This is a genomic window from Stenotrophomonas chelatiphaga, assembly GCF_001431535.1.
GTDB lineage: Bacteria > Pseudomonadota > Gammaproteobacteria > Xanthomonadales > Xanthomonadaceae > Stenotrophomonas > Stenotrophomonas chelatiphaga.
Genome location: NZ_LDJK01000060.1, coordinates 42,743 through 69,344, shown reverse-complemented (window position 1 = coordinate 69,344; position 26,602 = coordinate 42,743). Strand labels below are relative to the sequence as shown.

At 65.9% G+C, this 26,602-nt stretch carries 24 protein-coding genes; 16 read left to right on the top strand and 8 right to left on the bottom strand.

What is annotated here, in order from left to right; genetic code table 11:
* Positions 1–31 precede the first annotated feature (31 nt).
* The 12 genes from ABB28_RS13030 to ABB28_RS17775 all read left to right on the top strand — a co-directional run bounded on the left by ABB28_RS13030 (position 32) and on the right by ABB28_RS17775 (position 10,902).
* Entirely contained in the window at positions 32–880 is an 849-nt protein-coding gene (locus ABB28_RS13030; protein ID WP_057509023.1) for a CPBP family intramembrane glutamic endopeptidase, read from the top strand.
* Between the two features lie 106 nt (positions 881–986).
* Positions 987–1,793 (top strand): M48 family metallopeptidase, encoded by an 807-nt coding sequence (locus ABB28_RS13025; protein WP_057509022.1) that lies wholly within the window; start codon positions 987–989, stop codon positions 1,791–1,793.
* Between the two features lie 131 nt (positions 1,794–1,924).
* Positions 1,925–3,145, top strand: a complete 1,221-nt coding sequence (locus ABB28_RS13020; protein ID WP_057509021.1) for a tetratricopeptide repeat protein — start codon at positions 1,925–1,927, stop codon at positions 3,143–3,145.
* A gap of 145 nt (positions 3,146–3,290) precedes the next feature.
* Positions 3,291–3,959, top strand: a complete 669-nt coding sequence (locus ABB28_RS13015) for an energy transducer TonB (protein WP_042612137.1) — start codon at positions 3,291–3,293, stop codon at positions 3,957–3,959.
* 87 nt (positions 3,960–4,046) lie between these two features.
* A complete protein-coding gene (exbB, locus tag ABB28_RS13010; protein WP_057509020.1) occupies positions 4,047–4,805 on the top strand; it encodes a TonB-system energizer ExbB in 759 nt (252 codons plus the stop codon).
* A 55-nt stretch (positions 4,806–4,860) separates the two neighbouring features.
* Positions 4,861–5,286 (top strand): ExbD/TolR family protein, encoded by a 426-nt coding sequence (locus ABB28_RS13005; RefSeq protein ID WP_057509019.1) that lies wholly within the window; start codon positions 4,861–4,863, stop codon positions 5,284–5,286.
* A 3-nt stretch (positions 5,287–5,289) separates the two neighbouring features.
* On the top strand, positions 5,290–5,703 hold the full coding sequence (locus ABB28_RS13000) for an ExbD/TolR family protein (protein WP_057509018.1): 414 nt from the start codon (positions 5,290–5,292) through the stop codon (positions 5,701–5,703).
* Positions 5,704–5,860: 157 nt separating this feature from the next.
* On the top strand, positions 5,861–7,321 hold the full coding sequence (gene cls / locus ABB28_RS12995) for a cardiolipin synthase (RefSeq protein ID WP_057509017.1): 1,461 nt from the start codon (positions 5,861–5,863) through the stop codon (positions 7,319–7,321).
* Positions 7,322–7,367: 46 nt separating this feature from the next.
* Positions 7,368–8,111, top strand: coding sequence for a pyridoxine 5'-phosphate synthase (locus tag ABB28_RS12990; protein ID WP_057509016.1), 744 nt, complete (start codon positions 7,368–7,370; stop codon positions 8,109–8,111).
* Between the two features lie 327 nt (positions 8,112–8,438).
* The gene (locus ABB28_RS12985) at positions 8,439–9,551 is read left to right on the top strand and encodes a PA0069 family radical SAM protein (RefSeq protein WP_057509015.1); all 1,113 of its coding nucleotides are present in this window, start codon (positions 8,439–8,441) and stop codon (positions 9,549–9,551) included.
* 379 nt (positions 9,552–9,930) lie between these two features.
* Entirely contained in the window at positions 9,931–10,266 is a 336-nt protein-coding gene (locus tag ABB28_RS12980) for a helix-turn-helix domain-containing protein (protein ID WP_057509014.1), read from the top strand.
* 81 nt (positions 10,267–10,347) lie between these two features.
* On the top strand, positions 10,348–10,902 hold the full coding sequence (locus ABB28_RS17775; RefSeq protein WP_083492028.1) for a DUF922 domain-containing Zn-dependent protease: 555 nt from the start codon (positions 10,348–10,350) through the stop codon (positions 10,900–10,902).
* Between the two features lie 455 nt (positions 10,903–11,357).
* On the opposite strand, the gene ABB28_RS12970 is transcribed toward ABB28_RS17775, so the two are convergent.
* From ABB28_RS12970 to ABB28_RS12960, 3 genes are all read right to left on the bottom strand, one after another.
* Entirely contained in the window at positions 11,358–12,065 is a 708-nt protein-coding gene (locus tag ABB28_RS12970; RefSeq protein ID WP_057509044.1) for a 2OG-Fe(II) oxygenase, read from the bottom strand.
* 114 nt (positions 12,066–12,179) lie between these two features.
* A complete protein-coding gene (locus ABB28_RS12965) occupies positions 12,180–13,196 on the bottom strand; it encodes a class 1 fructose-bisphosphatase (RefSeq protein ID WP_057509012.1) in 1,017 nt (338 codons plus the stop codon).
* Positions 13,197–13,301: 105 nt separating this feature from the next.
* Positions 13,302–14,504, bottom strand: coding sequence for an amino acid aminotransferase (locus ABB28_RS12960; protein WP_057509011.1), 1,203 nt, complete (start codon positions 14,502–14,504; stop codon positions 13,302–13,304).
* Positions 14,505–14,663: 159 nt separating this feature from the next.
* On the opposite strand from ABB28_RS12960, the gene ABB28_RS12955 reads away from it, so the two are divergent.
* Positions 14,664–16,784, top strand: a complete 2,121-nt coding sequence (locus tag ABB28_RS12955; RefSeq protein WP_425479548.1) for a TonB-dependent receptor family protein — start codon at positions 14,664–14,666, stop codon at positions 16,782–16,784.
* An 83-nt stretch (positions 16,785–16,867) separates the two neighbouring features.
* Here the strand turns inward: ABB28_RS12955 and ABB28_RS12950 are convergent, their stop codons facing one another.
* Complete coding sequence (locus tag ABB28_RS12950) at positions 16,868–17,221, bottom strand: hypothetical protein (RefSeq protein ID WP_057509010.1); 354 nt, start codon at positions 17,219–17,221, stop codon at positions 16,868–16,870.
* Between the two features lie 143 nt (positions 17,222–17,364).
* Here ABB28_RS12950 and ABB28_RS12945 point away from each other — a divergent pair, with 143 nt between their 5' ends.
* The 3 genes from ABB28_RS12945 to ligD all read left to right on the top strand — a co-directional run bounded on the left by ABB28_RS12945 (position 17,365) and on the right by ligD (position 21,421).
* On the top strand, positions 17,365–17,769 hold the full coding sequence (locus ABB28_RS12945; protein WP_057509009.1) for a hypothetical protein: 405 nt from the start codon (positions 17,365–17,367) through the stop codon (positions 17,767–17,769).
* A gap of 151 nt (positions 17,770–17,920) precedes the next feature.
* The gene (gene ku, locus ABB28_RS12940) at positions 17,921–18,877 is read left to right on the top strand and encodes a non-homologous end joining protein Ku (RefSeq protein ID WP_057509008.1); all 957 of its coding nucleotides are present in this window, start codon (positions 17,921–17,923) and stop codon (positions 18,875–18,877) included.
* A gap of 3 nt (positions 18,878–18,880) precedes the next feature.
* Positions 18,881–21,421, top strand: coding sequence for a DNA ligase D (gene ligD, locus ABB28_RS12935; RefSeq protein WP_057509007.1), 2,541 nt, complete (start codon positions 18,881–18,883; stop codon positions 21,419–21,421).
* A gap of 54 nt (positions 21,422–21,475) precedes the next feature.
* Here the strand turns inward: ligD and ABB28_RS12930 are convergent, their stop codons facing one another.
* The 4 genes from ABB28_RS12930 to ABB28_RS12915 form a co-directional block, all read right to left on the bottom strand.
* Positions 21,476–24,232, bottom strand: coding sequence for a TonB-dependent receptor (locus ABB28_RS12930; protein WP_245625340.1), 2,757 nt, complete (start codon positions 24,230–24,232; stop codon positions 21,476–21,478).
* 165 nt (positions 24,233–24,397) lie between these two features.
* A complete protein-coding gene (locus tag ABB28_RS12925) occupies positions 24,398–24,790 on the bottom strand; it encodes a hypothetical protein (protein WP_057509005.1) in 393 nt (130 codons plus the stop codon).
* Between the two features lie 135 nt (positions 24,791–24,925).
* On the bottom strand, positions 24,926–25,564 hold the full coding sequence (gene eda, locus ABB28_RS12920; protein ID WP_057509004.1) for a bifunctional 4-hydroxy-2-oxoglutarate aldolase/2-dehydro-3-deoxy-phosphogluconate aldolase: 639 nt from the start codon (positions 25,562–25,564) through the stop codon (positions 24,926–24,928).
* Entirely contained in the window at positions 25,551–26,570 is a 1,020-nt protein-coding gene (locus ABB28_RS12915; protein ID WP_057509003.1) for a sugar kinase, read from the bottom strand. Before ABB28_RS12915 ends, eda begins: the two co-directional genes overlap by 14 nt.
* Positions 26,571–26,602 lie beyond the last annotated feature (32 nt).

The window sequence follows — 26,602 nt, the reverse complement described above, 5'->3', positions numbered from 1 at the left end:
CCGGCGTTTCTCCTTCTGCTGCAGGATGCGCATGTCAACAGTCACCCCGGTTCCACCGCCGCCGCTTCCCGGCGCCTCCGCGCCAAAACCGCGTGCCTCCGGCTCACCGGTGGCCGGTTTCCTGATCGACCTGGGACTGGCCGCGCTCATCCTGTTCGGGCTGAGCCTGCTGGCCGGACTGTTGTGGGGCGCGGTGCAGGGCATGCGGGTCGGTGCAGAACTGGTCGCCAACGGTGCGCCAGCGCCGAGTCCGGATTCGATTGCCACCCAGCTTGGCCAGCCCGGCGCGCTGGCACAGATCCTGATGGCCCTGTTCGCCACCGGCGGCGCAGCGCTGATCCTGTATTTCTGGCGTCGCCGCGCCACGCCCGCCGAACGTGAAACCTCCATGCGCGCTCTGGGCCGGCCGGCCACCTGGGGCTGGACCCTATGGGTGGGCACGCTGGTCATCATCGGCAGCAACGGCATCGGCTTTCTCGCCAAGCGCGCCGGTATCGAGCCGGTACCGACCAACCTTGAACTGATGAGCAGCGCTGCCGCGCAATTCCCCGTCTTCCTGGCGCTGTTCGCCGTGGTGCTGGCGCCAGCCTACGAGGAACTGTTGTTCCGCCGGGTGCTGTTCGGGCGTCTATGGAAGGCCGGAAAACCGTGGCTGGGCGTGCTGTTGAGCAGCCTTGCATTCGCACTGGTTCATGAGATTCCGGGCACCAGCGGCAACGGGCCGGCGGAAATCGCCCAACTGTGGCTGATCTACGGTGGCATGGGCGCCGCGTTCTGCTGGCTGTACCAACGCACGGGCACGCTATGGGCACCGATAGGTGCGCATGCGTTGAACAACGCGGTCGCGATGACGTTGTTGATGGTGTTTGGCGCCACCTGAAAACGTGCCGCAATCCGCAGCGCATGCGTGACATGGGTTGACTGGATTGACGAAAAATTAAGCCGCCGAAGTGGACACTCGTTGCATGAACACGGGGATCCGATCCATGAAACGACTGCTGCTGGCTTTTACGATTACCGCGTTGCTGAGCGCGTGCGCCACCACCACCTCGCCTACCGGGCGCAGGCAGGTCGTAGGCGGCGTTTCGCAGGCGCAGTTGGACCAGTTGGGCGCACAGGCGTTTGCTGAAACCAAGCAGAAGGAAAAGATCAGCACCGACGCCAGGCAGATCGCCTACGTTCAGTGCGTGGTCAATGCGTTGGTGGCCCAGCTGCCGTCGCAGTACCGCGGGGTGCGCTGGGAAACGGCGGTCTTCGCCGACAATGAACCCAACGCCTTTGCCCTGCCCGGTGGCAAGGTCGGGGTGAACTCCGGCATCTTCACCGTGGCCAAGAACCAGGACCAGCTGGCGGCGGTGATCGGGCATGAGATCGGCCATGTCATCGCGCGCCACCACGAGGAGCGCATCACCCGGCAGATGGGCGCGCAGACCGGGTTGTCGGTGGTCGGTGCACTGGCCGGCGCAGCCTATGGCGAAACCGCGGCCAGCGCGGTGAACCAGTTCGGCGGCATGGGCGCGCAGACCCTGTTCCTGCTGCCCGGTTCACGCACCCAGGAAAGCGAAGCCGACGTGGTCGGACAGAAGCTGATGGCGGAGGCGGGTTTCGACCCGGCGCAGGCGGTGAACCTGTGGCAGAACATGATGGCCGCCAGCGGTGGCCGCAGTCCGCAGTGGCTGTCGACCCATCCCGATCCGGCCAATCGCATCCGCGAACTGCAGCGCGATGCACCCGCCCTGCAAGGCGTGTTCCAACAGGCACAGGCGGCGGGACGCAAACCACGCTGTAGCTGAATATGCGTGAATTTGCTGTGATGCAGCACAGGAAACGATTTCTCACGTCGCTTAATTCTGATACGTTTGGCGGCTCAGATTTTTCTGACGTCCGTCATTGCTGCCGCTACGCGGTCCGAACGAGGTGAAAGATGATGCTCCGTAACCACAAGCAAGCCCTGCTGACCATGCTGATCGCGACTGCCGTCAGTGGCACCGTGATCACCGATGCCGCCGCGCAGGCACGTTCGGCCGATCGCTCCGACCAGCGTGAGCGTCGTGGCAGCAGCAAGGCCGCTGCGGCCGAAGTGCTGTACCCGAACGCGACCCGCAAAGAGCCGGGCATGAAGTCCTCGGCCAAGCTGGGCAAGCAGCTGCAGAAGCTGGTAGACAGCTACAACGAGCAGAAGTTCCCGGAGACGCTGACCGAAGCCACTTCGATCCTGGGCAACAGCGCCGCCAACGAATACGACAAGGCGCTTGCCGCCCAGCTCGCTTCGCAGGCCGCCTACCAGCAGGACGACGTTGCCGGTGCGAAGCGTTACCTGCAGCAGGTGCTCGACGCCAACGCGCTGGACAACAACGGTCACTTCCAGTCGATGCTGATGCTGGCCCAGCTGCAGCTGCAGGACGACGACAAGGCGGTGCAGGCGCAGGGCCTGACCCTGATCGACAAGTACTTCGCCGAAAGCGGTTCGAAGAAGGCCGAGGAACTGGTTTCCAAGGGCCAGGCGCTGTACCAGCTGGAGCGCTACCAGGAAGCGATCCCGGTGCTGAAGGAAGCGATCGCTGCCTCGCCCGAGCCGAAGGACCAGTGGAACCAGCTGCTGATGGCCGCCTACGCCGAAGCCGGCCAGACCGGTGAAGCCGTGGCTGCGGCCGAGGCCGTCGCCGCCAAGAACCCGAACGACAAGAAGGCGCAGCTCAACCTGGCCAACATGTACATGCAGGCCGACCAGATGGACAAGGCCGCCGGTGTCATGGACAAGCTGCGTGCGTCGGGCCAGTTGACCGACGAGCGCGAATACAAGCAGTTGTATTCGATCTACGCCAATACCGAGAACAAGGAAAAGGAAGTAATCTCGGTGATCAACGAAGGTCTCGAGAAGGGCATACTGAAGCCGGACCACCAGGTTTACCTGGCACTGGCCCAGTCCTACTACTACTCAGAACCGCAGCAGGTGGACAAGGCGATCGAGGCGTGGCAGAAGGCCGCTCCGCTGTCGCCCACCGGCGAAACCTACCTGAATCTGGCACGTGTCCTGCACAGTGAGGGCAAGATTCCCCAGGCCAAGGAAGCAGCGCGTCAGGCCAAGGCCAAGGGTGGCCTGAAGAACGCCGCGGATGCGGACAAAATCATCAACCTGAAGTAAGTAGGAATAACGCCTGAATGCCTGCGCGAAGCGTGCGCAGGCACTCAGGATTGGTATAAGCTTGGAGGTTCCTGCGGTGTCATGCACCGCTGATCAGGGATCCCGCCCCCCGGGTATCCCGGCCCCACAATCGAGCTCTTGGCGCATGACGGAACAACTAGTCTTTCACCGCTACGAAGAAACTGAAGAGAAGGGCCTGAGCTGGCCCCGCATCTTCGGCATCGCGTTTGTTATCGCACTGCATCTGGCTGCCTTCATGATGCTCCTCATTCCTGCCGTCGCCCCCAAGGCGGCTGCAGAGAAGGAGCGCAACGTGATGGTGACCATCGTCGATGCACCGCCGCCGCCGCCTCCGCCGCCGCCGCCGCCGCCGCCGGATGAGACGCCGCCGCCGCCGGTGAAGAACCTGTCGCCGCCGAAGCCGTCGCCGGTTCCGCCGCCGCCGCAGGCGCCGATTGTCGACGTGCCGGAACCGCGCCCGAACGATATCGTCACCCCGCCGTCGCCGCCCGCGCCGCCGGCACCGCCGACCTCCATCGAGGCCAGCGTCGATATCTCGTCCAAGAACATGAATCCCCCGCGTTACCCGCCGGCTGCATTCCGCGCTGGTATCCAGGGTGAAGTGATCCTGATCATCGATGTCGATGCCCAAGGCAACGTCACCAATGTCACGGTCGAGAAATCCAGCCGTAACCGCGACCTGGATCGCGCTGCAATGGAAGCTGCACGCAAGTGGCGCTTCAACGCAGCCGAGTCGGGCGGCAAGAAAGCCGCGGGCCGCGTACGCGTACCGGTCAATTTTGCTCTGAGCTGATGCATCGGGTGGCCGCAGGGCCACCCCGCTGATGGCTCTTATGATTAGCTACACCCTTCAACACCACACACAACAAAGGTAAGCGTCATGCTGCAGGAAATTTTCATCGCCGCTGCTGCCGGGGGCAACTCCAACGCCCTGTCGCAGATGGGCTTCGAGCACCTCATCCATGAAATGACCAGCCAGCCGGGCGACTTCGCAGTCTCCTGGGTGGTCCTGATCACCCTGATCGTGATGTCGGCCATGTCCTGGTACTGGACTGTCATCAACATCTTCCGCGCTACCCGCCTGAAGGCTGCTGCCGACAAGGTCACCAGCCTGTTCTGGGATACCCCGAACGCGCAGGACGCCATCCGTGCGATGGAAGAACAGCCGGCTTCGGAGCCCTTCTCGAAGATCGCCCTGGACGCCGCACAGGCTGCCGCCCACCACCAGCGTGCCGAAGGCGGCGCAACCGGTGGCCTGGGTGAAACCCTGAGCCGTTCGGAGTTCGTCGACCGCGCCCTGCGCCAGGCCGTGACCCGCGAAAGCAACAAGCTGCAGTCGGGCATGACCCTGCTGGCCACCGTCGGTGCAACCGCTCCGTTCGTCGGTCTGCTGGGTACCGTGTGGGGCATCTACGGCGCGCTGATTAAGATCGGTGCAACCGGTTCGGCCTCCATCGACGCCGTTGCCGGCCCGGTGGGTGAAGCGCTGATCATGACCGCGATCGGCCTGTTCGTGGCTATCCCGGCCGTGTTCGCCTTCAACTTCTTCAGCAAGATCAACAGCGCGACCATCAGCCGTTTCGATACCTTCGCGCACGACCTGCACGACTTCTTCGCTACCGGTTCGCGCGTCCGCTAAGGACGCGCTGTACCCGGCACGAAGGTAGTTCACACCGATCTAGACGGAGCCCGTTATGGCTTTCAGTAGTGGTAACAGCGGCGGCCCCATGGCCGACATCAACGTTACGCCCCTCGTGGACGTGATGCTGGTGCTGCTGATCATCTTCATCATCACGGCGCCTCTGATGTCCCACAAGGTCAAGGTCGAGCTGCCCGAAGCCAACCTGATCCAGAACCCGGACGATGCCAATGATCGTAAGGGTCCGATCACGCTGGCGGTCAAGGAAGACGGTTCGGTTTACTGGAACGACGAGGAAATCGATCGTGGGACGCTTGAGTCCCGCCTTTCCACCGCCGCCCAGCAGACGCCGCAGCCGCCGTTGAACCTGCGTGGTGACCGCACGACCAAGATGCGCGTCATCAACGAGCTGACCAAGGTCGCGCAGGAACAGGGCATGCTGGACGTCGGCTTCGTTGCGACCAAAGAGAAGGGGCAGTAAGCCATGGCATTCAGTTCTGGTGGTGGCAAAGGCCCCATGGCGGACATCAACGTCACGCCCCTCGTGGACGTGATGCTGGTGCTGCTGATCATCTTCATCGTGACCGCACCGATCATGACCTACCCGATCGCCGTGGATCTGCCGCAGCGCGTGCTCAACCCGCCCCCGGTGACGGTTGAACCGCCGCCGCCGGTCGAGTTGCGTGTCGATGCGAGCAACCAGGTGTTCTGGAACAACAGCCCGGTCGCCGTGGGCGAACTGCAGCAGCGGATGGAACAGGAGGTCCAGCGTGACCCGACGAACCAGCCGGAACTGCGGATCGACGCGAGCCCGGACTCGGAGTACGACGTGATGGCCAAGATCCTGGCCGCCTCGAAGAACGCCCAGATGAAGAAGATCGGTTTCGTACAGCAGTAAACGCTACACGCAGTCCGCACTCATGACGCGACTGGAAAACGCCCTCGGAAACGAGGGCGTTTTTTTATGTCCGCTGCCGGAGCGGTCGCATTCCTTTTCCTGCATAAAAGGAATCCGCCCCCATCCCGCCGACCCCGCGCCCGCGTATCATCCGGCGATGATTGCCTTCTTCGATGCGCTGCGACACTGGCTTGATGCCATTCCCCACCTCGGCACGTCGCTGGCGATTGCCTATGTGCTGTACCTGCTCGGGCTGATCGGCTGGATCATGCTGCAGAAACGCGAGCCGGTCGCCACGCTCAGCTGGATTCTTTCGCTGGCCGCGCTGCCGTACATCGGGCTCTTCATTTACTACCTGCTGGGTCCGCAGAAAGTAAAACGGCAACGCCTGCGCCGCGGCCGTTCGCGTTCCGGCATGGAGCACTACAGCAGTGTCTGCCCGCCCGATGCCGATTGCACCGAACTGGCCGCCATCGGCCAGGCCACCACCGGCCTGGCACCCAGCAGCGCCACCGAAGTGGAATGGCTGGTGGATGGCGCGGCGACCTACGCCGCCCTGCTGGAGGCGATCGCCGAAGCGCGCGATCACGTGAACCTGGAGTACTACATCTTCGAACCGGACCACACCGGCACCGCCGTGCGCGATGCGCTGGTGGCCGCCGCACAGCGTGGCGTACAGGTCCGGCTGCTGCTGGATGCCGTGGGCGCCGGCAACATCCGCGCGGCGTTCCTGAAGCCGCTGCTGGAGGCCGGCGGCGAAGCGGTGTGGTTCCATCCGAGGCAGCTGCTCAAGCCGTTCAAGCGGCCGTGGTTGAACCTGCGCACCCACCGCAAGCTGGTGGTCATCGATGGCCTGCTGGCCTTCACCGGTGGCATCAACATCACCGACGAAGAGAACGAGCAGCGCGACCCGAACGCCTACCGCGACCTGCACATGCGCCTGCGTGGCCATGTGGTGCGCAGCCTGCAGCTGGTCTTCATGGAAGACTGGCTGTACGCCAGCGGGCAGGAGGCCCAGCAGTTCGACCAGGCACGGCTGTGGCCACGTGAAACGCCGAGCCGCGACGACGGCAGCATCAACGCGCAGGTGCTGGTGTCCGGCCCGGATTCGGGCTGGGAGACGATCCATCGCCTGCACGTGGCCGCCATCCACGAAGCCAAGCACCGCGTGTGGCTGGTGACGCCCTACTTCGTGCCGGGCGAAGCGGCACGCATGGCGCTGACGTCGGCCGCGCTGGGCGGGTTGGAAGTGCGGCTGCTGGTGCCGAAGATGAGCGACTCCTGGTTCGTCACCCAGGCCGCGCGGTCCTACTTCGACGAGCTGCTGCAGGCGGGGGTGAAGATCTACGAATACGGCCCGCGCATGCTGCACACCAAGGCCTTCATCGCCGACGACGAGGTCTGCATCGTCGGCACGGCGAACTTCGACCATCGCAGTTTCCGGCTCAACTTCGAACTGTCCATGCTGCTGCGGGACAAGGACCGCGTGGCCGAGCTGGCCGGCATCCTGGACCATGAGTTCGACAGCGCCACCCGCGTCCACAACGAACGCAACCGCGGCCTGTGGCGGCACCGCCTGCCTGAAGCCTTCGCCCGGCTGGCCTCGCCGCTGTTGTGACAGCGGCGCTACACTGCGCGCTTCTGTCACCGTCCTGCCTGCCGTCATGACCCGCCTCAGCGTCAACGTCAACAAGATCGCCGTGCTGCGCAACTCGCGCGGTGGCCACGACCCCGATGTGCTGCGCGCCGCGCAGGCCTGCCTGGACGCCGGTGCACACGGCATCACCGTGCACCCGCGCCCGGACCGCCGCCACATCACCGCCGAAGACGTGCACGCGCTGTCCGCGCTGACCACGGCGCGCGGGGTCGAGTTCAACATCGAAGGCAACCCGTTCGCCCCGCCGCGCGAGGGCTACCCGGGGCTGCTGCCGCTGTGCGAGGCCATCCGCCCCGCACAGGCCACGCTGGTGCCCGATGGCGACGGCCAGCTGACGTCCGACCATGGCTTCGACTTCGCAGCCGACTGCGAGCGCCTGCGTCCGCTGGTGGCCGCGCTGAAGGCGATGGGCTGCCGCGTCAGTCTGTTCGTGGACGCCGGCAACCCGCTGCTGGAACGCGCGGCCGAGGTCGGTGCCGACCGCATCGAGCTGTACACCGGCCCGTTTGCCGAAGCCCACGCCGCAGGCGACGCCACGGCGATGCTGGCGCTGTTCGCCACCGCCGCGCGCCGTGCACAGGCGGCAGGGCTGGGGGTCAATGCCGGCCATGACCTGTCGCAGGCCAACCTGCGTGACTTCCTGAGCCACGTACCTGACGTGCTGGAAGTCTCGATCGGCCACGCCCTGATCAGCGAAGCCCTGTACGACGGCCTGGACGCCACGGTGAAGGCCTACTTGGCCCGCCTCTAAGCGGTGATGACGGCCGCTGGCCGTCAACGCGCCCCCCGGTAGTGACGGCCGCTGGCCGTCAACGCGCCCCCCGGTGGGTGACGACCGCTGGTCGTCACGATCCCCGCCGTCGCACTCCCTGAGACCCCAGTCCCCTACCCTCCGCTGCGCATCGCGTGGCGTGTAATGTCCTGCGCGCTGTCCCGTCATGACCGTATGTCCTGTGGATAACCATGGGGGCAAGCCAAACCCCCATCCCCCTCCACGCCTACAGCCACCTGAATTCCAGCACATTGCATACGCTGTGGTTAGCAATAATACTAATCGCACTTCCAGTAGAAGATTCCCATGGGTCGCCCCGATTCCATTCCCCACGTCGCCATCAAAGGTCGCGGCAGCACCACCCACCTCCCCGGCCGCTTCGAAAGCACGGTCAGCGAAGCGGTGGACGATGGCTGGGAAGCCGAAGAAGGCGAAGAGTTCCTGGCGCCGCGCCTGCGCACCGAAGTGCGCGCCGAAACCGCCCGCAGCATCATCAGCCGCAACAACTCGCCGGACGTGGGCTTCAGCCAATCGGTGAACCCGTATCGCGGCTGCGAACATGGCTGCTCGTACTGCTTCGCCCGGCCCTCGCACGCCTATCTGAACCTGTCGCCCGGACTGGATTTTGAAACCAAGCTGTTTGCCAAGACCAACGCCGCGCAGCTGCTGCGCAAGGAACTTTCAAAACCCAGCTACGTGCCACAACCCATAGCGCTGGGCATCAACACCGATTCCTACCAGCCGATCGAACGAAAGTTCAAACTGACCCGCCAGCTGATCGAAGTGATGCTGGAAACCCGCCACCCGTTCTCGCTGATCACCAAGAACGCGCTGGTCGAGCGCGATATCGACCTGCTGGCGCCACTGGCTGAACAGAACCTGGTCAGCGTGCACTTCTCGGTGACCTCGCTCGACCCGCATCTGTCTTCGAAACTTGAACCGCGCGCCGCCGCACCGCATGCACGCCTGCGCGCGATGCGCCGCCTGCACGATGCCGGCATCCCGGTCGGGGTGATGGTGGCGCCGGTGATTCCGTGGATCAACGATGCCGAACTGGAGGCCGTACTGGAGGCTGCCCGCGATGCTGGCGCATCGAGTGCCGGCTATGTGCTGCTGCGCCTGCCACTGGAAGTGGCGCCGCTGTTCCGCGACTGGTTGGACACCCATTACCCGGACCGCGCCACGCACGTGATGAGCACCATCAACCAGCTGCGCGGCGGCAAGGACTACGACAGCCAGTTCGGCACCCGCATGCGCGGCCAGGGTGTTTATGCGGACCTGTTGGCGAACCGCTTCAAGCTGGCGCGCAGGCGGCTGGGGTTCGATGCGCAGAACAGCCATTGGCCGAAGCTGGATTGCACGAAGTTCGAGCGGCCGGCGCCGCCGAAGGCGGACTCGCCGCAGGGGTCATTGTTCTAGCAAACCGCTGGTGGTTACGGCGCACTCAGTTCGCAACTTTTCTCATGGACGCAGGTGCACATGGCTGTGCACGATGACCGGGCTGGTGCCGAACGTGCCAGCCGGGATTGGCGTCCCGACACTACGCATCACTCATTGCCTCTGTTGTAGCCCTCGGGCACGGCGGAGAATGCACTGCACTGCCGGTCATACGGCGGGCGGTGCGCGGGGATCCCGATCCGCCGGTTAATGAGTGTCGCGTAGTCCGGTACGCCAACCCGCATCGCCCGCCACCTTGCGCCCCGGCGCAGGTGGCCCATGCCATGCGAGGTCTTTCGATGTCCATGCAGCCCCGGCACGCCGTGTACGTGTCCTTCTTCCTCATCAGCAGGCCGTTCCGATGAAGGCCGGTCGCGCCACGCTGTCCTATGCGGAGATGGAAGCAGCAGGTCACTTCGACCGGCCGTCCACGCCGCAGGCGGTGATTGAGTATTTGAACGCGTGCATTGCCGAAAGCGAAGGTGATGCGGCGATCTTCGGCGAGGCCCTCGCCTATGTTGCTGGCGATGCAGGACTGCGTGCCATCGCGTGCGAATGCAGGCTGCCTGTCGAGGTGGTGCGTCGCCAGTTGTACGGCCGACGCACGTTGACCCTGCGCACGATGATGGGCGCGCTGCGCGCGTTGGGATTGGCGCTGCGGGTGGACGCTGTCGAAGGCGTGCGGCCGGCGGATTGAACCTGCAGCGCGCGGCACCGCGAGTCGCGTTTGAAGATCCGCCGCGATTACACTTTGCGATTACTTCTTCGGAGTGCAGGGATGCGCTTGCTGCCCCTTGTCGTGCTGTTGCTGGTCGCCAACGTCGCGTCGGCCTATGACCCGCCGAGCGTCGTGCACTACACGATTCACGGCACTACCGACCGCGAGCTGGGCAGCGCGATGCGCTCGCTGGGGCCGGCCGATCCCACGGGAAGGCGTTATCCAGGGCGTGCCGACTGGAACGTGTCGTGGACGTATCGGTGGCAGTCGCAGGGCAACCGTTGCTTGCTCACTTCGCCGTCTGTTCAATTGAAGGGCACGATCACCCTGCCCCGCTGGGAAGATCGCGACCGTGCGGATCCTGAGCTGCAGCAGCGATGGGACCGCTTCCTGGCCGCGTTGACCGTGCACGAGCAAGGCCATTTCCAGTTTGGCGTGGCCGCTGCCGATGAACTCCGCCGGCAGTTCGTCAGCCTGAAATCGAACAAGGGCTGTGCGCCGCTGGAGGCGGAGGTGGACAGGCTGGGACGTGCGATTGTCGAGGAGTATCGGCAGCGCGACCGGCAGTACGACGTGGAAACCTCGCATGGTCTGACCCAGGATGCGGTGCTCTGACTTGCAGCGCGGCAAGCGCGTGACGACCAAAGGTCGTCACCCACCGAAGCGGGGTCGTCACCTACCGAGGCTGGCGGTGAGGAGGGTAGCGCCGAGCCACGCTCGGCGAGCGCAGCGGTCTGGCCGTCAGGGGAGGTCGGTATGGGGTCAGAGCCCTTTCGCTGCGCGAAAGGGATCCGACGCCTGGCATGGACCTCTGGCACGACCGCCGGCGGTACGGTGAGCGATTTCTGAAAGGCAGTTCGCGTCGTGTCGCGGAAGATAGGCGCCGTGCAGAGGCAACGCCAATCAATATCGACTCCATCAATCGAATTGGGGACGCACCGCCGCACGGAAGACCCGCCCATGAGCAGGATGCTTGCTGCCAGCATCCTCATCTCCCCGGGCGTCGCTGCACATGTCGGCCAAGGGAAAGGTGGACACGTGTGCGTTCAGCGCCCGGGGAAATGGGGACCTTAGCCGCCGTAGAGCTTCTGCGCGGACTGGAACAGGATCCAGCTGGTGGCGATGACCTTGTCCCCGCCCTGCGGACGATTGCCGCGATGGGTATGGGTGAAGGCGGTCGGCGCGATCAGCAGGCTGCCGGTGCGTGGCGTGACCTTGCGCTGCTGGAAATGAAACTCGGTCTCACCCTCTTCGAATTCATCGTTGAGGTACAGCGTCCACAGCAGGTGGCGATGCAGGGTTTCCGCCTTCACGTCCTTCGGATACAGCTCGCAATGCCAGTAGGGGTAACCGCCCTCGCCTGCTGCGTACCATTGCAGGTTGATCGCGCCCGGACGCAGGCACGTGCGCGCAAGATCCGACAGCGCGGCCGGGCTCATGTCGGGGAAATCTTCTGCCACGAGGCGCTTGGGCTGGCCGTTGCTGTCTTGGATCTGCAACATCAGCGGCGCGATCAGAGCCTGTGGATAACGGCGTAGATAACTCAGCAGCCCGTTGAAAACGGCCTGTTGCAGGACGTTTTCAACATCAGCCCAATCAGAAAGCCCGCTGATCCGCAGATCCTTGCTGCGCTTGAGTTCCGGGAACACACCACTGCCTACCGCACCCGGTTGCAGGCGGTCACTTGCGCGCAATCGCGCCACGATCGCCGCACACACATCGGCGGGCACGGCGTTGTGGATCACTTCAATGAAATCAACCGGGTCCTGCGTGTGCATGCCTGCATCCTTCGCCAGCGGGCCCTTGATGGTGCCCACTGGCGCGGGGGTTGTCACGCCACCGACATGTGCGGCGGCGTGCCCGACGGCCAGGCGATCACGCGCGCCTGCTGCTCAGTCTGCGGAGGCGTCGTGCTGCTGGTGGTACTTCACCGCGGCGGCCACTTCATCGCGCGAACCGAGGAACACCGGCACGCGCTGGTGCAGCTGGTCCGGCTGGATATCCAGGATCCGCGCGCGGCCGGTCGACGCGGCGCCGCCGGCCTGTTCCACCAGCAGGCCCATCGGGTTGGCTTCGTACATCAGGCGCAGCTTGCCGGCCTTGGACGGGTCCTTCTTGTCCCACGGGTAGATGAAGATGCCACCGCGGGTCAGGATGCGATGCACGTCGGCCACCATGCTGGCGATCCAGCGCATGTTGAAGTCTTTGCCGCGCGTGCCTTCCTTGCCTTCCAGCAGATCGGCCACGTAGGCCTGCATCGGGGCTTCCCAATGCCGCTGGTTGGACATGTTGATCGCGAACTCCTGGGTGGCCGCCGGGATCTGCATGTCCTGGGTGGTCAGCACGAATTCGCCGGTTTCACGGTCCAAGGTGAACGCATGGGTGCCATGGCCGACGGTCAGCACCATCTGCGTGCTGGGACCGTAGATGCAGTAACCGGCGGCGATCTGCGCCGTACCGGGCTGCAGGAAGCTGTCATCACCGGGCAACTCGACGCCCTTCGGGCAGCGCAGCACGGAGAAGATGGTGCCCACCGACACGTTCACGTCGATGTTGGAACTGCCATCGAGGGGATCGAACAGCAGCAGGAAATCACCGCGCGGGTAAATGTCCGGCACCGGCTGCGAGTGGTCCATTTCTTCCGATGCGCAGGCGGCCAGGTGGCCACCCCAGGCGTTGGCTTCCAGCAGGATCTCGTTGCTGATCACATCCAGCTTCTTCTGCGCCTCGCCCTGCACGTTGCCGGTACCGGCTTCGCCCAGCACGCCGCCGAGGGCGCCCTTGCTGACGGCGATGGAGATGTTGGTGCAGGCACGCCCGACCACGGCGATCAGCTGGCGCAGGTCGGCATTGATGCGGCCGGCATGCTGTTCCTGGATGAGATACCGGGTCAACGACGTACGGGACATGGACAGGGCTCGAGCGACGGAAAGATGCGCCTATTGTCGCCGCCCGGATGCAAAAAGGGGACGGAGGGGATTATTAATCCCCTCCGTCCCCTTTTTGGTGTTGCATCAGGCCTTGGCGACGTTGGCCACGGCCTGGGCGACGTAGTCCAGGTTGCTCTGGCTCAGCGCGGCCACGCAGATGCGGCCGGTGCCGACGGCGTAGATGCCGTAGTCATCGCGCAGCTTTTCCACCTGCACGCGGCTCAGGCCGGAGTAGGAGAACATGCCGGCCTGGTCGTTGATGAAGGCGAATTCCGGCGCGCCCAGGGCGGCCAGGCGGTCCACCAGCCCATGACGCAGGGCGTGGATGCGCTCGCGCATCTCGGTCAGTTCGGCTTCCCACAGCGTGCGCAGTTCCGGGCTGTTCAACACGCCGGCCACCAGCGCGGCACCGTGGTTGGACGGGCTGGAGTAGATCGTGCGGATGATCCGCTTGATCTGCGACTGCACGGCCTTGGCTTCGGTGGCGTTGGGGGCGACGATCGACAGCGCACCCACGCGTTCGCCATACAGCGAGAACGACTTGGAGTACGAGTTGGCGACCACGAAGCTGTCGATGCCGGCTTCGGCGATGATGCGCACGGCGGCGCCATCCTGCTCGATGCCCTTGTCGAAGCCCTGGTAGGCCATGTCGATGAACGGGAACAGCTGCTGTTCCTTCAGGACCTCAGCCACCTGCTTCCACTGGTCCACGGTCAGGTCGGCACCGGTGGGGTTGTGGCAGCACGCGTGCAGCAGCACCACGGTGCCCGGCTGCAGCTTCTGCAGGTCGGCCAGCATCGCAGGGAAGTCCACGCCGTGGGTCTGTGCGTCGAAGTAGCTGTATTCCACCACGTCGAAGCCGGCCGCACCGAACACGGCGCGGTGGTTTTCCCAGCTCGGGTTGCTGATGGCGATGGTGGCGTGCGGCAGCAGCTTGTTCAGCAGCTCGGCGCCGACGCGCAGCGCACCGCTGCCGCCCACGGTCTGGGTGGTGGCCACGCGGCCAGCGGCCAGCAGCGGCGAATCCTTGCCGAACACCAGCTCACGGGTGGCCTGGGTGTAGGCCGGCAGTCCATCGATGGGCAGGTAGCCGCGCGGTTTGGCTTCGGTGGCGAGCTGCTGCTCGATCTGCTTGACGGCGCGAAGCAGCGGAATGCGGCCGCTTTCGTCGTAGTAGATGCCCACACCCAGGTTGACCTTGGTCGGACGGCTGTCGGCGTTGTACGCCTCGGTCAGGCCCAGGATCGGGTCACCGGGGACCAGTTCCACGTTTGCAAAGAAGGACACGGCGGTACTCATTCGGTAAGGGGGAGGAAGAAAGCACGCAGCAGCGCCACCACCGTGGGCAGTGACGACGTCATCGTAACAAAGCGTGCCGGTGGCGCGGCATTCCTCATCACCTGCTGGCCGGTACCATGGGCCGTTCATGCTTGTGGCTGAACCTGAATGATGAACCTGCTCCCGGCGCGTCGCCGCCTGTCCGTTGCCTGTGCCCTGCTGCTGCCCACCCTCGCCTTCGCCCAGGACCCGCCGGCGCGCACCCTGCCGGCGGTGGACGTGGAGGCCGCCCGGGTGCCCGGGGTGGATCCCTTCGCGCTGCCGGCCAGCCTGGACACGGTGTGGATAGACGACGACCGCAGTGGTCCGCAGGCGCAGCTGTCCGAGGCACTGGGCGGGATTCCCGGGGTGCTGGCCCGTGACCGGCAGAACCTGGCGCAGGACACCCAGCTGTCGATCCGTGGCTTCGGTGCGCGCTCCACCTTCGGCGTGCGCGGCGTGCGCGTGCTGGTGGACGGGGTACCGGCGACCATGCCCGATGGCCAGGGCCAGCTTTCGCACGCCAGCCTGCTCGGTGCGGAGCGCATCGACGTGCTGCGCGGGCCGTTCTCGGCGCTGTACGGCAACTCCTCCGGCGGGGTGCTGCAGGTGCATACCGCGCAGGGCCGCGAAGGCGATCCGTGGCGGCTGCGGCTCAATGCCGGCGCCGACAACACGCTGAGCGTGGGCGCCCACCTGCGCGGCGTGCAGGGCCCGATGGACTACAACATCGCCGCCAACCACTTCCGTACCGATGGCTGGCGCGACCACAGCGCGGCCCGCCGGGAATCGCTGAATGCACGGCTGGGCATGGCCGTGGGCGAGGACCGGCTGGAGCTGCTGGTGAACTACCTGGATGCGCCGGACGCGCAGGATCCGCTCGGCCTGACCCGCGCCCAGGTGGCCGCTGATCCGCGCCAGGCCACCGCGGTGGCGCATCAGTACAACACCCGTAAATCGGTCCGGCAGTCGCAGGCCGGGCTGGTCTACAGCGGCCAGCGCGACGATCACCGCTTCCGCCTGACCGGCTACGCCGGCCAGCGCGAGGTGACCCAGTTCCTGGCCATCCCGCCGGGCCCGCAGGCCAATCCGCTGCATGCCGGCGGGGTGATCGGACTGGATGGCGATTTCGGCGGGCTGGACGCGCGCTGGGGCTGGAACGGTGAGCTGGCCGGACGCGCGCTGGACGTCACCGCCGGGGTCAATGCCGACCGCCAGCGCCAGCACCGCACCGGCCACGAGAACTTCGTCGGCGACCAGCTGGGCGTGCGCGGCCGGCTGCGCCGTGACCAGCGCGACACGGTGTCCAACGTCGACCAGTTCGTACAGGCGTGGTGGCAGTGGAGCCCGCGATGGTCGTTGCTGGCCGGCGCCCGCCACAGCAGCGTGCGCTTCCGGTCGGAAGACCACTACATCGTCGGCCGCAACCCCGACGACAGCGGCAGCCGCCGCTACCAGGCCACCACGCCGGTGGCCGGGGTCAGTTTCGAGGTGAACCCGCAATGGCGGCTGCACGCCGCGGTCGGCCGTGGCTTCGAAACCCCCACCTTCAACGAGCTCGGTTACCGCGCCGATGGCCAGGCCGGGCTGGCGCTGGACCTGTCCGCCGCCCGCAGCCGCAATGTGGAAATCGGCAGCAAATGGCAGGCGCAGGACGGTCGCCGGCTGGACGTAAGCCTGTTCCGCGCCGATACCGACGATGAGCTGGCCGTGGCCAGCAACACCAATGGCCGCAGTACCTACCGCAACATCGGCCGGACCCGTCGCCAGGGCGCCGAGCTGTCATGGCACCAGCCGCTGGCGCAGGACCTGGAATTGCAGGTGGCCTGGACCTGGCTGCAGGCCGAAGTGCGCAGCGCCTACCTGGCCTGCGCCGGCAGCGGCTGCGCGGTGCCGGATACGCCGGTTGCCGCCGGCAGCCGCCTGCCCGGCGTGCCGCGCCAGCAGGCCTTCGCACGGCTGGAATGGCAGCCGCGCGACTGGCAGTGGGCGGCTGAAGTGACCGGCAGCAGCGACACGGTGGTCAACGACCTCGCCACCGAACGCGCCCCGGGCTATGCCGTGATGAACGTGGAAGCTGCCCGGCGCTGGACCCTGCGCGGCGGCGACCTGCGCGTGTTCGCCCGTGTGGACAACCTGCTGGACCAGGATTACATCGGCTCGGTGATCGTCAACGACGGCAACGGCCGCTACTACGAACCCGGCCCGGACCGCCGCGGCAGCCTGGGCGTGCAGTGGTCCTGGCGCTGACGACAACCGGACGGTAGTGACGGCCGCTGGCCGTCAGCCACCACAGCCCGGTAGTGACGGCCGCTGGCCGTCACCCCACTCCCTCAATCCGGCGCCTTCGCCGGCACGAACGGTGACGTCGGATCACTCGCCGGGAAGGTCTCCTCCAGCGCCTGGTCCTGGTTGTCACTGGCGTGCTGCTTGCGCTCGCGGCGCTTGAGCGGGCTTTCCTGGCCACCGCGGTGACGGTCGCCGCAGTCCTTGCGGTCCTGCGCGGCCTGGTCGCTGACATGCCGCACCGGCAGGTGCTCGTCCGCGGTGGCTGCCGTGTCCGCGTCGACGAACGGCGCGCCGGTGCCGCGGTCTTCGGCATCCATGTTGTCGTGCTTGCCGTGCTGCTCGCCGGGCACGGGGGGCGTGGCTTGGCGCAATGGATCGCGCGAGGTGTCTCTATTCATGGCGGCTCTCCTCGATGAGGCCCTACTAGAGTCCTTCAGAGGTAAAGCCACTGCGAATCCCGCGTCATGAACACATCGATCACGACTGGATAACGGCGCCGTGGTTACATCTGGCCGCCCGCCCTGCAAGCAGGAGCCGCGCCATGAACCGCCCGGAACGTCCCGCGCCCTCGGTCTTCAATGCCCGGCGCGACCCGCTGGCCGGCAGCCCGGCCCAACGTCGCGCCCGCCGCCACCAGCGCGAAGACCCGCAGGCCGTCGCGCAGGATTACCTGCAGTACATGCTGAACGACTACGACGACCGGCGTCGGCAGGCCCACCGCAGCTGGCGCGACCTGTGCCCGGCGTATGCCTTCGCCCTGACCACCCACGCAGCGAACTGGCCACGCGGCGGCGGCGAAGACACCGAAGGCGAACTGGCCGCACAGTGGGAGCTGATGCGCGGCGAGTCGCGAATGCGCTGGCCCAAGGCCCGTGAAGTCGTCGAAGACGCCTGGCTGGCGCTGGACCACATGCCTGCCTCGGCCGTGCGCCCGCTGCTGCAGTGACTTGTGAAAGGGGTCAGAGTCGGGGTCAGAGTCGTTTTCCCGGAAAAGGACTCTGACCCCCGACTCTGACCCCTTCTTGAGTTGGAGGACACGGGCGTTTCACGCGCGCGCGCTGAAGCTGGGGTTTCCTTGACACCGTACGGTGCGTCCCATGGCCCGTCCCATCTGGACCGGTACTCTTTCCTTCGGCCTGCTCAACGTGCCGGTCTCGCTGATGTCCGGCGAGCGCAGGACCGACCTGCAGTTCCGCATGCTCGATTCGCGCGACAAGAAACCGATCCGCTTCGAACGGGTCAATGCCGATACCGGCGAAGAAGTGCCGTGGAAGGACATCGTCAAAGCCTTCGAGTACGACAAGGGCAGCTATGTCGTGCTGGAAGAAGGTGACATCAAATCCGCGGCGCCGGAAAGCCATGAAACCGTCGAGGTGGAAAGCTTCGTCGACGCCGCGCAGATCGATCCGCGCTACTTCGAAAAACCCTACCTGCTGATCCCCGGCAAGAAGGCCGAAAAAGGCTACGTGCTGCTGCGCGAGACCCTGCGCAGCACCGGCAAGGTCGGCATCGCCAAGGTGGTGGTGCGCACCCGTGAGTACCTGTGTGCGGTGATGCCCAACGACGATGCGCTGGTACTGATGATCCTGCGTTACCCGCAGGAACTGGTCGACCCGGCCGACTACAAGCTGCCTTCCGGAAAGGTGTCCGACTACCGCATCACCAGCAAAGAGACGGCGATGGCCGAGCAGCTGATCGAATCGATGGCCGGCGACTGGGATCCCAGCCAGTACCACGACGAATTCCGCGAGCGGCTGCAGGGCGTGCTGACCAAGCGAATCAAGGAAGACGGCGGCACCACCACGGTGGAGGACGAGCCCGCCCCGCGCGAAGACGCCAGCACCAACGTGGTGGACTTCATGTCGCTGCTGCAGAAGAGCCTGGATGCCAACAAGCGCACGCCGGCCAAGAAGACCGCCACCAAGGCGGTGGTCAAGAAGGCGGCGACGAAAAAGGCCAGCAAGGCGCCGGCCAAGGCGGCCGCAAAGAAGACCCCTGCCAAGGCGGCCAGCAAGCCGGCGAAGAAGGCCGCGCCACGCCGCAAGGCGGGTTGATCCATGTCCCTGCACCAGTACCGCCGCAAGCGCCGGCTGGGCGCCGCCGAAGGCAGCACGCCCGAGCCGGATGACCAGGCCGGGCGCGGCCGGCCGGCGCGCCGGCCGATCTTCGTCGTGCAACTGCATCACGCCAGCAGCCGCCATTACGATTTCCGGCTGGAAATGGATGGCGTGCTGAAGAGCTGGGCGGTGCCGAAGGGGCCGTCGCTGCGGGTTGGCGAGAAGCGCCTGGCGGTGGAGGTGGAAGACCATCCGCTGTCTTATGCGACGTTCGAGGGCGACATTCCAAAGGGGCACTACGGGGCTGGCCACGTGGATGTCTACGACCACGGAAACTGGGCCATCGACGGCGATCCGCTGGAAGCGCTGGCGGCGGGGAAGCTCGACTTCGTGCTGCACGGGCAGCGCCTGCGCGGTGGCTGGAAGCTGGTACGCACCAACCTGAAAGGACGCCAGGTGCAATGGCTGCTGATCAAGCGCGACGATGCCCATGCCACCGACGCAGAGGCCGACGACCTGCTGGAGACCCCGCCTGCGACGTCGACCACCGCCACCCGATCACGCAAGGCCACGCCACCGACGAAAGCGTCGTCGAAGGCCACGCCGTCGAAGAGCACGGTGTCTAAGAGCACGCCTGCGGCGGCACCGCGCGTGCGCAAGGCCGACGCGCGCTGGCACACGCGCGCGCTGGCGCTGCCCGATGCCCGCGATACGCCGTATCCACACACCTATGCGCCGCAGCTCACCGATCACCGCGAGAGCGCCCCCGACGGCGAGCGCTGGCTGCATGAGATCAAATGGGATGGTTACCGGCTGCTCGCCGACCTGCACGATGGCGCGGTGACGCTGCGTTCGCGCAACGGACTGGACTGGAGCGGTGATTTCCCCGAAGTGAGCGCCGCCATCGCCGCGCTGCCGGTCAAGGATGCACGGCTGGATGGCGAACTGGTGGTGCTCGATGCTGACGGCCGCAGTGATTTCGCTGCGCTGCAACGCGTGATCGATGGCAGTTCGAAACAACCTTTGCGCTACGTGGTGTTCGATCTGCCGGGCGTGGCCGGCGTGGACATCAGCCGCGCGCCACTGCTGGAGCGCAAGACGCTGCTGAAGGCGTTGATCGGAGATGTACCGGGCACGCTGGCCTACAGTGACCACGTGGTCGACCACGGCCCGGAGGTGTTCACTGCCAGCGGCAAGGCCGGCTTCGAGGGCATCATCAGCAAGCAGGTGGATGCGCCTTATGCGAACGGCCGCGCGCGCAGCTGGGTGAAGATCAAGCACGAAGAAACCGACGAGTTCCTGGTGGTCGGTTACACCGCGCCGAAGGGCTCACGGCAGGGCTTCGGTTCGCTGCTGATGGCCACGCCGGATAAGGGCGGCCTGCGTTACGTAGGTCGCGTGGGCACCGGCTTCGATGATGCGAAGCTGCGCGCGTTGAGCGACTCGCTGGGCAAGCTGGCTACCGCGAAGGCGGCGGTCGAGCTGCCGGCGCATGTGCCGTTCCGCGCCGCCAGCGTGCACTGGGTGAAGCCTACGCTGGTGGCCGAAGTGGCCTTCCGCGGCTGGGGCAAGGAGGGACTGCTGCGCCAGGCCAGTTTCAAACGGCTGCGCACCGACAAGACCGCGCCCGACCTGCAGCCCGACCGCGCGCAGCCTGCTGCTGCTGCGGTGAAAGGCAAGGAGCCGGACCTGCGCATCACCCACCCCGAGCGCGTGGTCTACCCGCAGAAGAAGATCCGCAAGGGCGAGGTGGCCGAGTACTACCGCGAAATGGCGGCGTGGATCCTGCCGGAAATCAGCGGCCGGCCACTGTCGCTGCTGCGTTGCCCGCAGGGAGTAGGCAAGCCCTGTTTCTTCCAGAAGCACCATGGGCAGGGCCTGGGCGATGCGGTGCGCGCAGTGCCACTGGAACAGAAAAGCGGCACCGAAGACTACGTCTACATCGACGACGTGGAAGGGCTGCTGCAACTGGTGCAGATGAACACCCTGGAGTTGCATCCCTGGGGCGCGACGGTGGCCGACCCGGAGCACCCGGACCGGCTGGTGTTCGACCTGGATCCCGGCGACGGCGTGACCTGGACACAGATCAAGGCGGCTGCGCGTGACATCCGCGCGCGGCTGCAGGAAACCGGGCTGGAAAGCTTCGTGCGACTGTCCGGCGGCAAGGGCCTGCACGTGGTGGTGCCGTTGCAGCCGAAGGCCGACTGGGAGCAGGCCAAGGCGTTCTGCGAAGCTTTCGCGCAGGCGCTGGCGCAGCATGCGCCGGACCGCTACGTGGCCACCATGAGCAAGGCCAAGCGCAACGGGGTGATCTTCATCGACTGGCTGCGCAATGCACGCGGCGCCACCAGCGTGTGTTCGTGGTCGTTGCGGGCGCGGGAAAGTGCAGGCGTGGCGGTGCCGCTGCGCTGGGAAGAACTCGGCCGCGTCGCGGCGGCCGATGCGTTTCCGCTGGACAAGGCACTGGCACGGGCCAAGCGCCTGAAGGGTGATCCCTGGGAGGGGATCACCACGTTGAAGCAGGTGTTGCCGACGCTGTGACGGTGACGACCAACGGTCGTCACCCACCGACAGCAGTCACCCACCGACAGCCGATCAGAAATCGGCGCGGATGCCGAGGCTGACGCGGCGACCTGAGAACTCGTACTGGGTCGGGAAGGACTTATCGATCGTGTAGCCGGAGGTCTCTTCGTCGAACAGGTTGATCGCATCCAGGCTCAGCTTCCAGGTGTCGTTCAGACGGAAGCCGATCGACGCATCGGTCTGGCCGTAGGCATCGCGGTACACCGGGTACAGGTTGAGGTGGATGTACTCCACGTACTTGTCCTTGTAGTTGTAGGACACGCGCGCGTCGAAGCGATCGTTCTCGTAGTACAGGGTGAAGTTGTACGCCTTCTCGGCCAGGCCTTCCGGCGGGGTCGGGATATCCAGGTCCGATGCGCCGGTCAGCGAGTTGTCCAGCTGCGTGTAGTTGGCATTGATGCCCCAGCCTTCCAGCGCCGGGTGCAGCATCGACAGCGGCAGCTGCGCGACCAGTTCCACGCCGGTGACCTTGTAGGAACCATCAGCGTTGACCGGCTGGTAGACCTCGAAGTCGTAGTAGCCGTCCAGCGAGCCGTTGGCGTTGAGCTTCTCCACGTTCGGCACGATGCCGGTCAGCGACTGCCGCACCACGCCGTCGATCTTCTTGGAGAAGTAGGAGGCCGACAGCAGTCCGCCGTTCTCCAGGTACTTCTCCAGGCCGATTTCCCACTGCTTGGCGGTGGTCGGCTTCAGTGCCGGGTTGCCGTCCATGAAGCGGAAGCTGGACCAGCTGACGGTACGGCGGTAGGCGATGTCGGTCAGCGACGGACGCATCAGCGTTTCCGATGCGGCGGCGCGCAGCACCAGGCCATCGGCGATTTCGGCGGTCATGTTGAAGCTGGGCAGCAGGTCGCTGTAGTCACCGCTGCTGGAAATCGGCGTGGGCGTGTAACCGCTGCTGCCATCGGCGTTCTGCACCGGGTGGAAGCCGGCCGAATCGACCTTTGTGTCGATCGAACGCACGCCCAGGTTGGCGTACACCGGTACCGTGCCGATATCGAAGTAGAAATCGGTCATGGCATACAGCGCCAGGGTCTTTTCATCGACCTGGTAGAACTGGCCGTTGTCCAGCGGGGTAGTGAAACCCGCATAGCGGAACGTGTTGCGCGCGTAGCTGTTGGACACCTGCTGCCAGTCCAGGTTGCTCGGCTGGTAGCCGCCACCGGGCACGATGTCGCTGATCCAGCCGGGCTTGCTGTCGGCCAGCGTGCGGGTGTTCACCCATGCCGCGCTGCCAGCCGTCGGGCCCTGGATCTTGGTGTTGCCGAACGCGCGGTCCTTGGATTTGTCGGTGTAGCGCGCACCGAACTTGACGCTGGTCAGCGCCGGGAAGAACGCCAGTTCCATCGACCGGCGGAAGTCCAGCTGCGCGGCGTACTTGTCGTCCTTCACGTGCTCCACTTCGGTCTCGTAGGCTTCGAACAGGTACTTCTCCGGCGAGTTGTACATGTCGAACCCGTTGGACGCCGCACTGGCCAGGGTCTCGCCGCCGTTGGCGGTCCAGCGCGTGCGCGACGGGGCGTAGGCGACGTGCTTGAGGTTGGCGTAGTCCGAATCGCGGCGTGCGCCGGAGTAGCCGACCAGCGCATCGATGTCCCAGCCGCCCACGGTCCAGTCCAGCTTGGTGCTGAACTGCCGGTAGTCGGTGTTGGCGAAGCGTTCCTTGCTCAGGATTTCATGCTGGGTGGCGGTGTAGGACACATCGCGCAGGACCACCATGCCATAGCGCGACAACGTGTCGGCGTCGTAGTCGTGGATGGTGTCCAGGGTGCTGCGGCTGGATGCCGAATAGGCCGCCGCATCGTATTCGTCTTCGTGGGTGTCGTAGCCACCGAACATCGCATCGAAGCTCAGCGAGAACGCGTCGCTCGGCTTGAACTGCAGCGATGCGGTCGCGCCCCACTGGTCCTGCTCGTTGAGGTAGATGCGATCGCCGACCTTGTCCTGGAAGATGATCCGGTTGGTCTCGTCCTTGTCCATGCGGTTGCCGACGACGATGCCCGCATCGCGCGCCAGCACCGCAGCCGCCTGTGCACCGCGGCTGCCGGATGCTTCCAGGAAGCGGCCCATCGGACGGAAGTTGATGCCGGAATTGGAGTCGGTGCGGTTGGTCCGCTTGGCCTTGGAGAACGACACCAGCCCGCCCCAGTCGCCCCAGGTATCACTGGCCAGGAAGGAGATCTTCGGATCGTTCTTGCCGTTGATCGAATTGTTGGCCACTTCGGCCGAGGCGCTGAACTTGGGCTCGGCATAGTCGAACGGCTTGGCGGTTTCGATGTAGACCGAACCGGCGATGCCGCCTTCTTCGTCGGCCGCGGTCGGCGACTTCTGCACGGTCACGGTCTGCACCACGTCCGAGGCGAAGATATCGAACTGCACATCGCGTCCGCCACTGCCCGAGGCGGTGGCGAGGTTGTTGATCGAGACGTGGGTGAACTCGGACGGCAGGCCACGCACGCTGACCTTGCTGCCCAGTCCCTTGTTGCGTTCGATGGTAACGCCGGGCATGCGTTGCAGTGCTTCGGCCAGGTTCTGTTCCGGGAAATCGGCCACGTCGGTGGCGACGATGGAATCGGAGAAGCCGATGTTGCTGCGCTTGAGATCAACCGCGCGCTCCAGGCTCTTTGCGTAGCCGCCGGTCACCACGACCGTGTCCAGCTGCTGCATCGCCGCTGCACCGCCTGCAACGGGCGCTGCTTCATCTGCCAGCGCCTGCAATGGCAGGGTGGCGATGCCGCTCACCAGCACGGCGCGCACGGCGCGGGACAAAAGCTTCGCATGGGGGACGCGCGTCGGCGTCTCCCGGAGGGTATTGCGCATCGGATGGTCCCCATTGCCCTGTGAGTTCGTGCCGCGCGCCCATGCGATGGTTCGCACAAGGCCCCTGCGCGGCCGTGCCGGTAACCGGCGGACATAGAGACTAGGGGGGAATTGTTAAGCCTTTGTTGCGGTGCGCAAACGGCGTGCACCCAGCCACAGGCCAGCACCGAGCTGCAGCGGCAGCGAGACCACCAGCAGCACCACGAACCAGCGCGGGAAGTCGTTGCCCATGTCCCAGGCCGCCCACAGCGAGGCGACCGCCAGCAGCAACCAGAGGGACACGCCGTGCGACCGCGGCCAACAGGGCGCGTAGTGGCTGGCGAACGCCACTGCGGCAATGCCGCCGAGCACGGTGAAGGCCAAGTCCCAGCCCAGCTGCACCGCGCCGCCCGCATGCACGCCGATCAACGGCGGCAGCCAGCTGGCCACCGTGGTGACCAGCACCAGTGCGAGCAGCGAACCGCCCAGCGCAAGCAGGGAAAACAGGAAGGTCTTCAACATCGCCATGTGCGAATTGTAGAGCCGACTGGGTCGGCCGCGCTGGACGCTGCCCTGGTAGCGCCGAGCCATCCTCGGCGAGCGCAGCGGAAGGCGGAAGCATGACGGCCGCTGGCCGTCATGCTCTCACGCCGTCGGCGCAGGTCAGCTGGCCAGCACCGATGCCTGGCGGGCCAGTTCTTCGATCGCCGCCCAGTCGCGGCTCTGCAGCAGTGCGGCGGTGGTCAACCACGAGCCGCCGACGCACAGCACGTTCGGCAGGTGGAGGAACTGCGGCGCGGTCTGCACGCTGATACCGCCGGTGGGGCAGAAGCGCACATCGGCGAACGGGCCGGCCCAGGCGGCCAGCAACGGCGCACCGCCGGCCTGCACGGCGGGGAAGAACTTGAACGTATCCAGTCCCTGCTCCAGCCCGTGCATCAGCTCCGACGAGGTCGCCACGCCGGGCAGGAACGGCAGGTCGGTGTCGCGTGCGGCCGCGTACAGCCGATCGGTCGCGCCCGGCGATACCGCAAAGCGCCCGCCGGCTTCCTTCACTGCCTGCATCTGCGCGGCGGTCAACACCGTGCCGGCGCCGATCACCGCATCCGGCACGGCTTCGGCCATGGCCTTGATCGCGTCCATCGCGCGCGGCGTGCGCAGGGTGACTTCCACCACCGGCAGGCCACCGCGGAACAGCGCCTGGGCGACCTGCACCGCATCGTCCACGTCATCGGGGGTGAACACCGGGATCACCGGTGCAAGTTTCAGTACCGCGCGAACGCGCGGATCAGCGCCTGACATCAAAACGCTCCTCGCCCACCAGGGCCAATACATCAGCTTCGCTGACGGGGTTGAAATCGCCGGGGATCGAATGCTTGAGGCCACCGGCGGCCAAGCCGAAGCGCACGGTGGCGTCGGCATCGAAGCCGCGCATGATGCCATGCAGGATGCCGGCAGCGAACGCATCCCCGCCGCCGATCCGGTCGACGATGCCCTGCAGCTGGCGCACCGGCGCCTGGGCCCGCGTGCCGTCGCGGCCGATCAGCAGCGCGCCCAGTGCGTGGTGGTCCACGCTCAGCGCCTGGCGCTGCGTGCAGGCCATCCACTGCAACTGCGGGAAGGCGGCGAACGCGGCGGCAGCTGCCGCTTCCACGCGGGCGACCACGTCTTCCTGCGCGAAGGGCTGGCCGAGCACCACTTCGATATCGCGGTAATCAGCGAACACGATGTCGGCCTGGGCGAACAGTTCGCGCAGGATGGCCTTGGCATCACCGCCCCAGCGCTGCCACAGCTTGGGCCGGAAGTTGCCATCGAAGGAGACCTTGACCCCCTGCGCACGTGCCGCGCGTGCGGCCGCCAGCGTGGCCTGGGCCACATCGGCGCCCAGTGCCGGGCTGACTCCGGACAGGTGCAGCCAGTCCGCGCCCTGCAGCAGCGCCGGCCAGTCGTAGTCGGCCGCGGTACTCAGCGCGAACGCGGAATCGGCGCGGTCATACACCACTTCGCTGGCGCGCTGCACGGCCCCGGTGGTCAGGAAGTACAGGCCCATGCGGCCATCGGCCTGCAGGCGCACGCCGCGGGTGTCCACGCCGTGCCGGCGCAGCTCGCCCAGCGCATGCGCGCCCAGCGGGTTGTCGGCCACCGTGCTGGCCATCGCCACGTCATGGCCGAAGCGCGCCAGCGATACGCCGACATTGGCTTCGGCGCCGCCGACATGCACATCCAGGCGCGGCGACTGCAGCAGCAGCTCGTTGCCCGGCGCACCCATCCTCAACAACAGTTCCCCGAAACAGACCACTCGACTCATCAGATGTCCTCGTTGCCCGGACCGCAGCATCG

Bases quoted from the DNA above. Each gene is read 5' to 3' on its own strand.
- ABB28_RS13020 (WP_057509021.1), top strand. From the start codon at position 1,925: ATGATGCTCCGTAACCACAAGCAAGCCCTGCTGACCATGCTGATCGCG.
- ABB28_RS12980 (WP_057509014.1), top strand. From the start codon at position 9,931: ATGAAGGCCGGTCGCGCCACGCTGTCCTATGCGGAGATGGAAGCAGCA.
- ABB28_RS12965 (WP_057509012.1), bottom strand. From the start codon at position 13,196: ATGTCCCGTACGTCGTTGACCCGGTATCTCATCCAGGAACAGCATGCC.
- ligD (WP_057509007.1), top strand. From the start codon at position 18,881: ATGTCCCTGCACCAGTACCGCCGCAAGCGCCGGCTGGGCGCCGCCGAA.
- exbB (WP_057509020.1), top strand. From the start codon at position 4,047: ATGCTGCAGGAAATTTTCATCGCCGCTGCTGCCGGGGGCAACTCCAAC.
- ABB28_RS13000 (WP_057509018.1), top strand. From the start codon at position 5,290: ATGGCATTCAGTTCTGGTGGTGGCAAAGGCCCCATGGCGGACATCAAC.
- ku (WP_057509008.1), top strand. From the start codon at position 17,921: ATGGCCCGTCCCATCTGGACCGGTACTCTTTCCTTCGGCCTGCTCAAC.
- ABB28_RS12970 (WP_057509044.1), bottom strand. From the start codon at position 12,065: ATGCACACGCAGGACCCGGTTGATTTCATTGAAGTGATCCACAACGCC.
- ABB28_RS12990 (WP_057509016.1), top strand. From the start codon at position 7,368: ATGACCCGCCTCAGCGTCAACGTCAACAAGATCGCCGTGCTGCGCAAC.
- ABB28_RS12915 (WP_057509003.1), bottom strand. From the start codon at position 26,570: ATGAGTCGAGTGGTCTGTTTCGGGGAACTGTTGTTGAGGATGGGTGCG.
- ABB28_RS13015 (WP_042612137.1), top strand. From the start codon at position 3,291: ATGACGGAACAACTAGTCTTTCACCGCTACGAAGAAACTGAAGAGAAG.
- ABB28_RS12985 (WP_057509015.1), top strand. From the start codon at position 8,439: ATGGGTCGCCCCGATTCCATTCCCCACGTCGCCATCAAAGGTCGCGGC.
- ABB28_RS13030 (WP_057509023.1), top strand. From the start codon at position 32: ATGTCAACAGTCACCCCGGTTCCACCGCCGCCGCTTCCCGGCGCCTCC.
- cls (WP_057509017.1), top strand. From the start codon at position 5,861: ATGATTGCCTTCTTCGATGCGCTGCGACACTGGCTTGATGCCATTCCC.
- ABB28_RS13025 (WP_057509022.1), top strand. From the start codon at position 987: ATGAAACGACTGCTGCTGGCTTTTACGATTACCGCGTTGCTGAGCGCG.
- ABB28_RS12925 (WP_057509005.1), bottom strand. From the start codon at position 24,790: ATGGCGATGTTGAAGACCTTCCTGTTTTCCCTGCTTGCGCTGGGCGGT.
- ABB28_RS12955 (WP_425479548.1), top strand. From the start codon at position 14,664: ATGATGAACCTGCTCCCGGCGCGTCGCCGCCTGTCCGTTGCCTGTGCC.
- ABB28_RS17775 (WP_083492028.1), top strand. From the start codon at position 10,348: ATGCGCTTGCTGCCCCTTGTCGTGCTGTTGCTGGTCGCCAACGTCGCG.
- eda (WP_057509004.1), bottom strand. From the start codon at position 25,564: ATGTCAGGCGCTGATCCGCGCGTTCGCGCGGTACTGAAACTTGCACCG.
- ABB28_RS12950 (WP_057509010.1), bottom strand. From the start codon at position 17,221: ATGAATAGAGACACCTCGCGCGATCCATTGCGCCAAGCCACGCCCCCC.
- ABB28_RS12945 (WP_057509009.1), top strand. From the start codon at position 17,365: ATGAACCGCCCGGAACGTCCCGCGCCCTCGGTCTTCAATGCCCGGCGC.
- ABB28_RS13005 (WP_057509019.1), top strand. From the start codon at position 4,861: ATGGCTTTCAGTAGTGGTAACAGCGGCGGCCCCATGGCCGACATCAAC.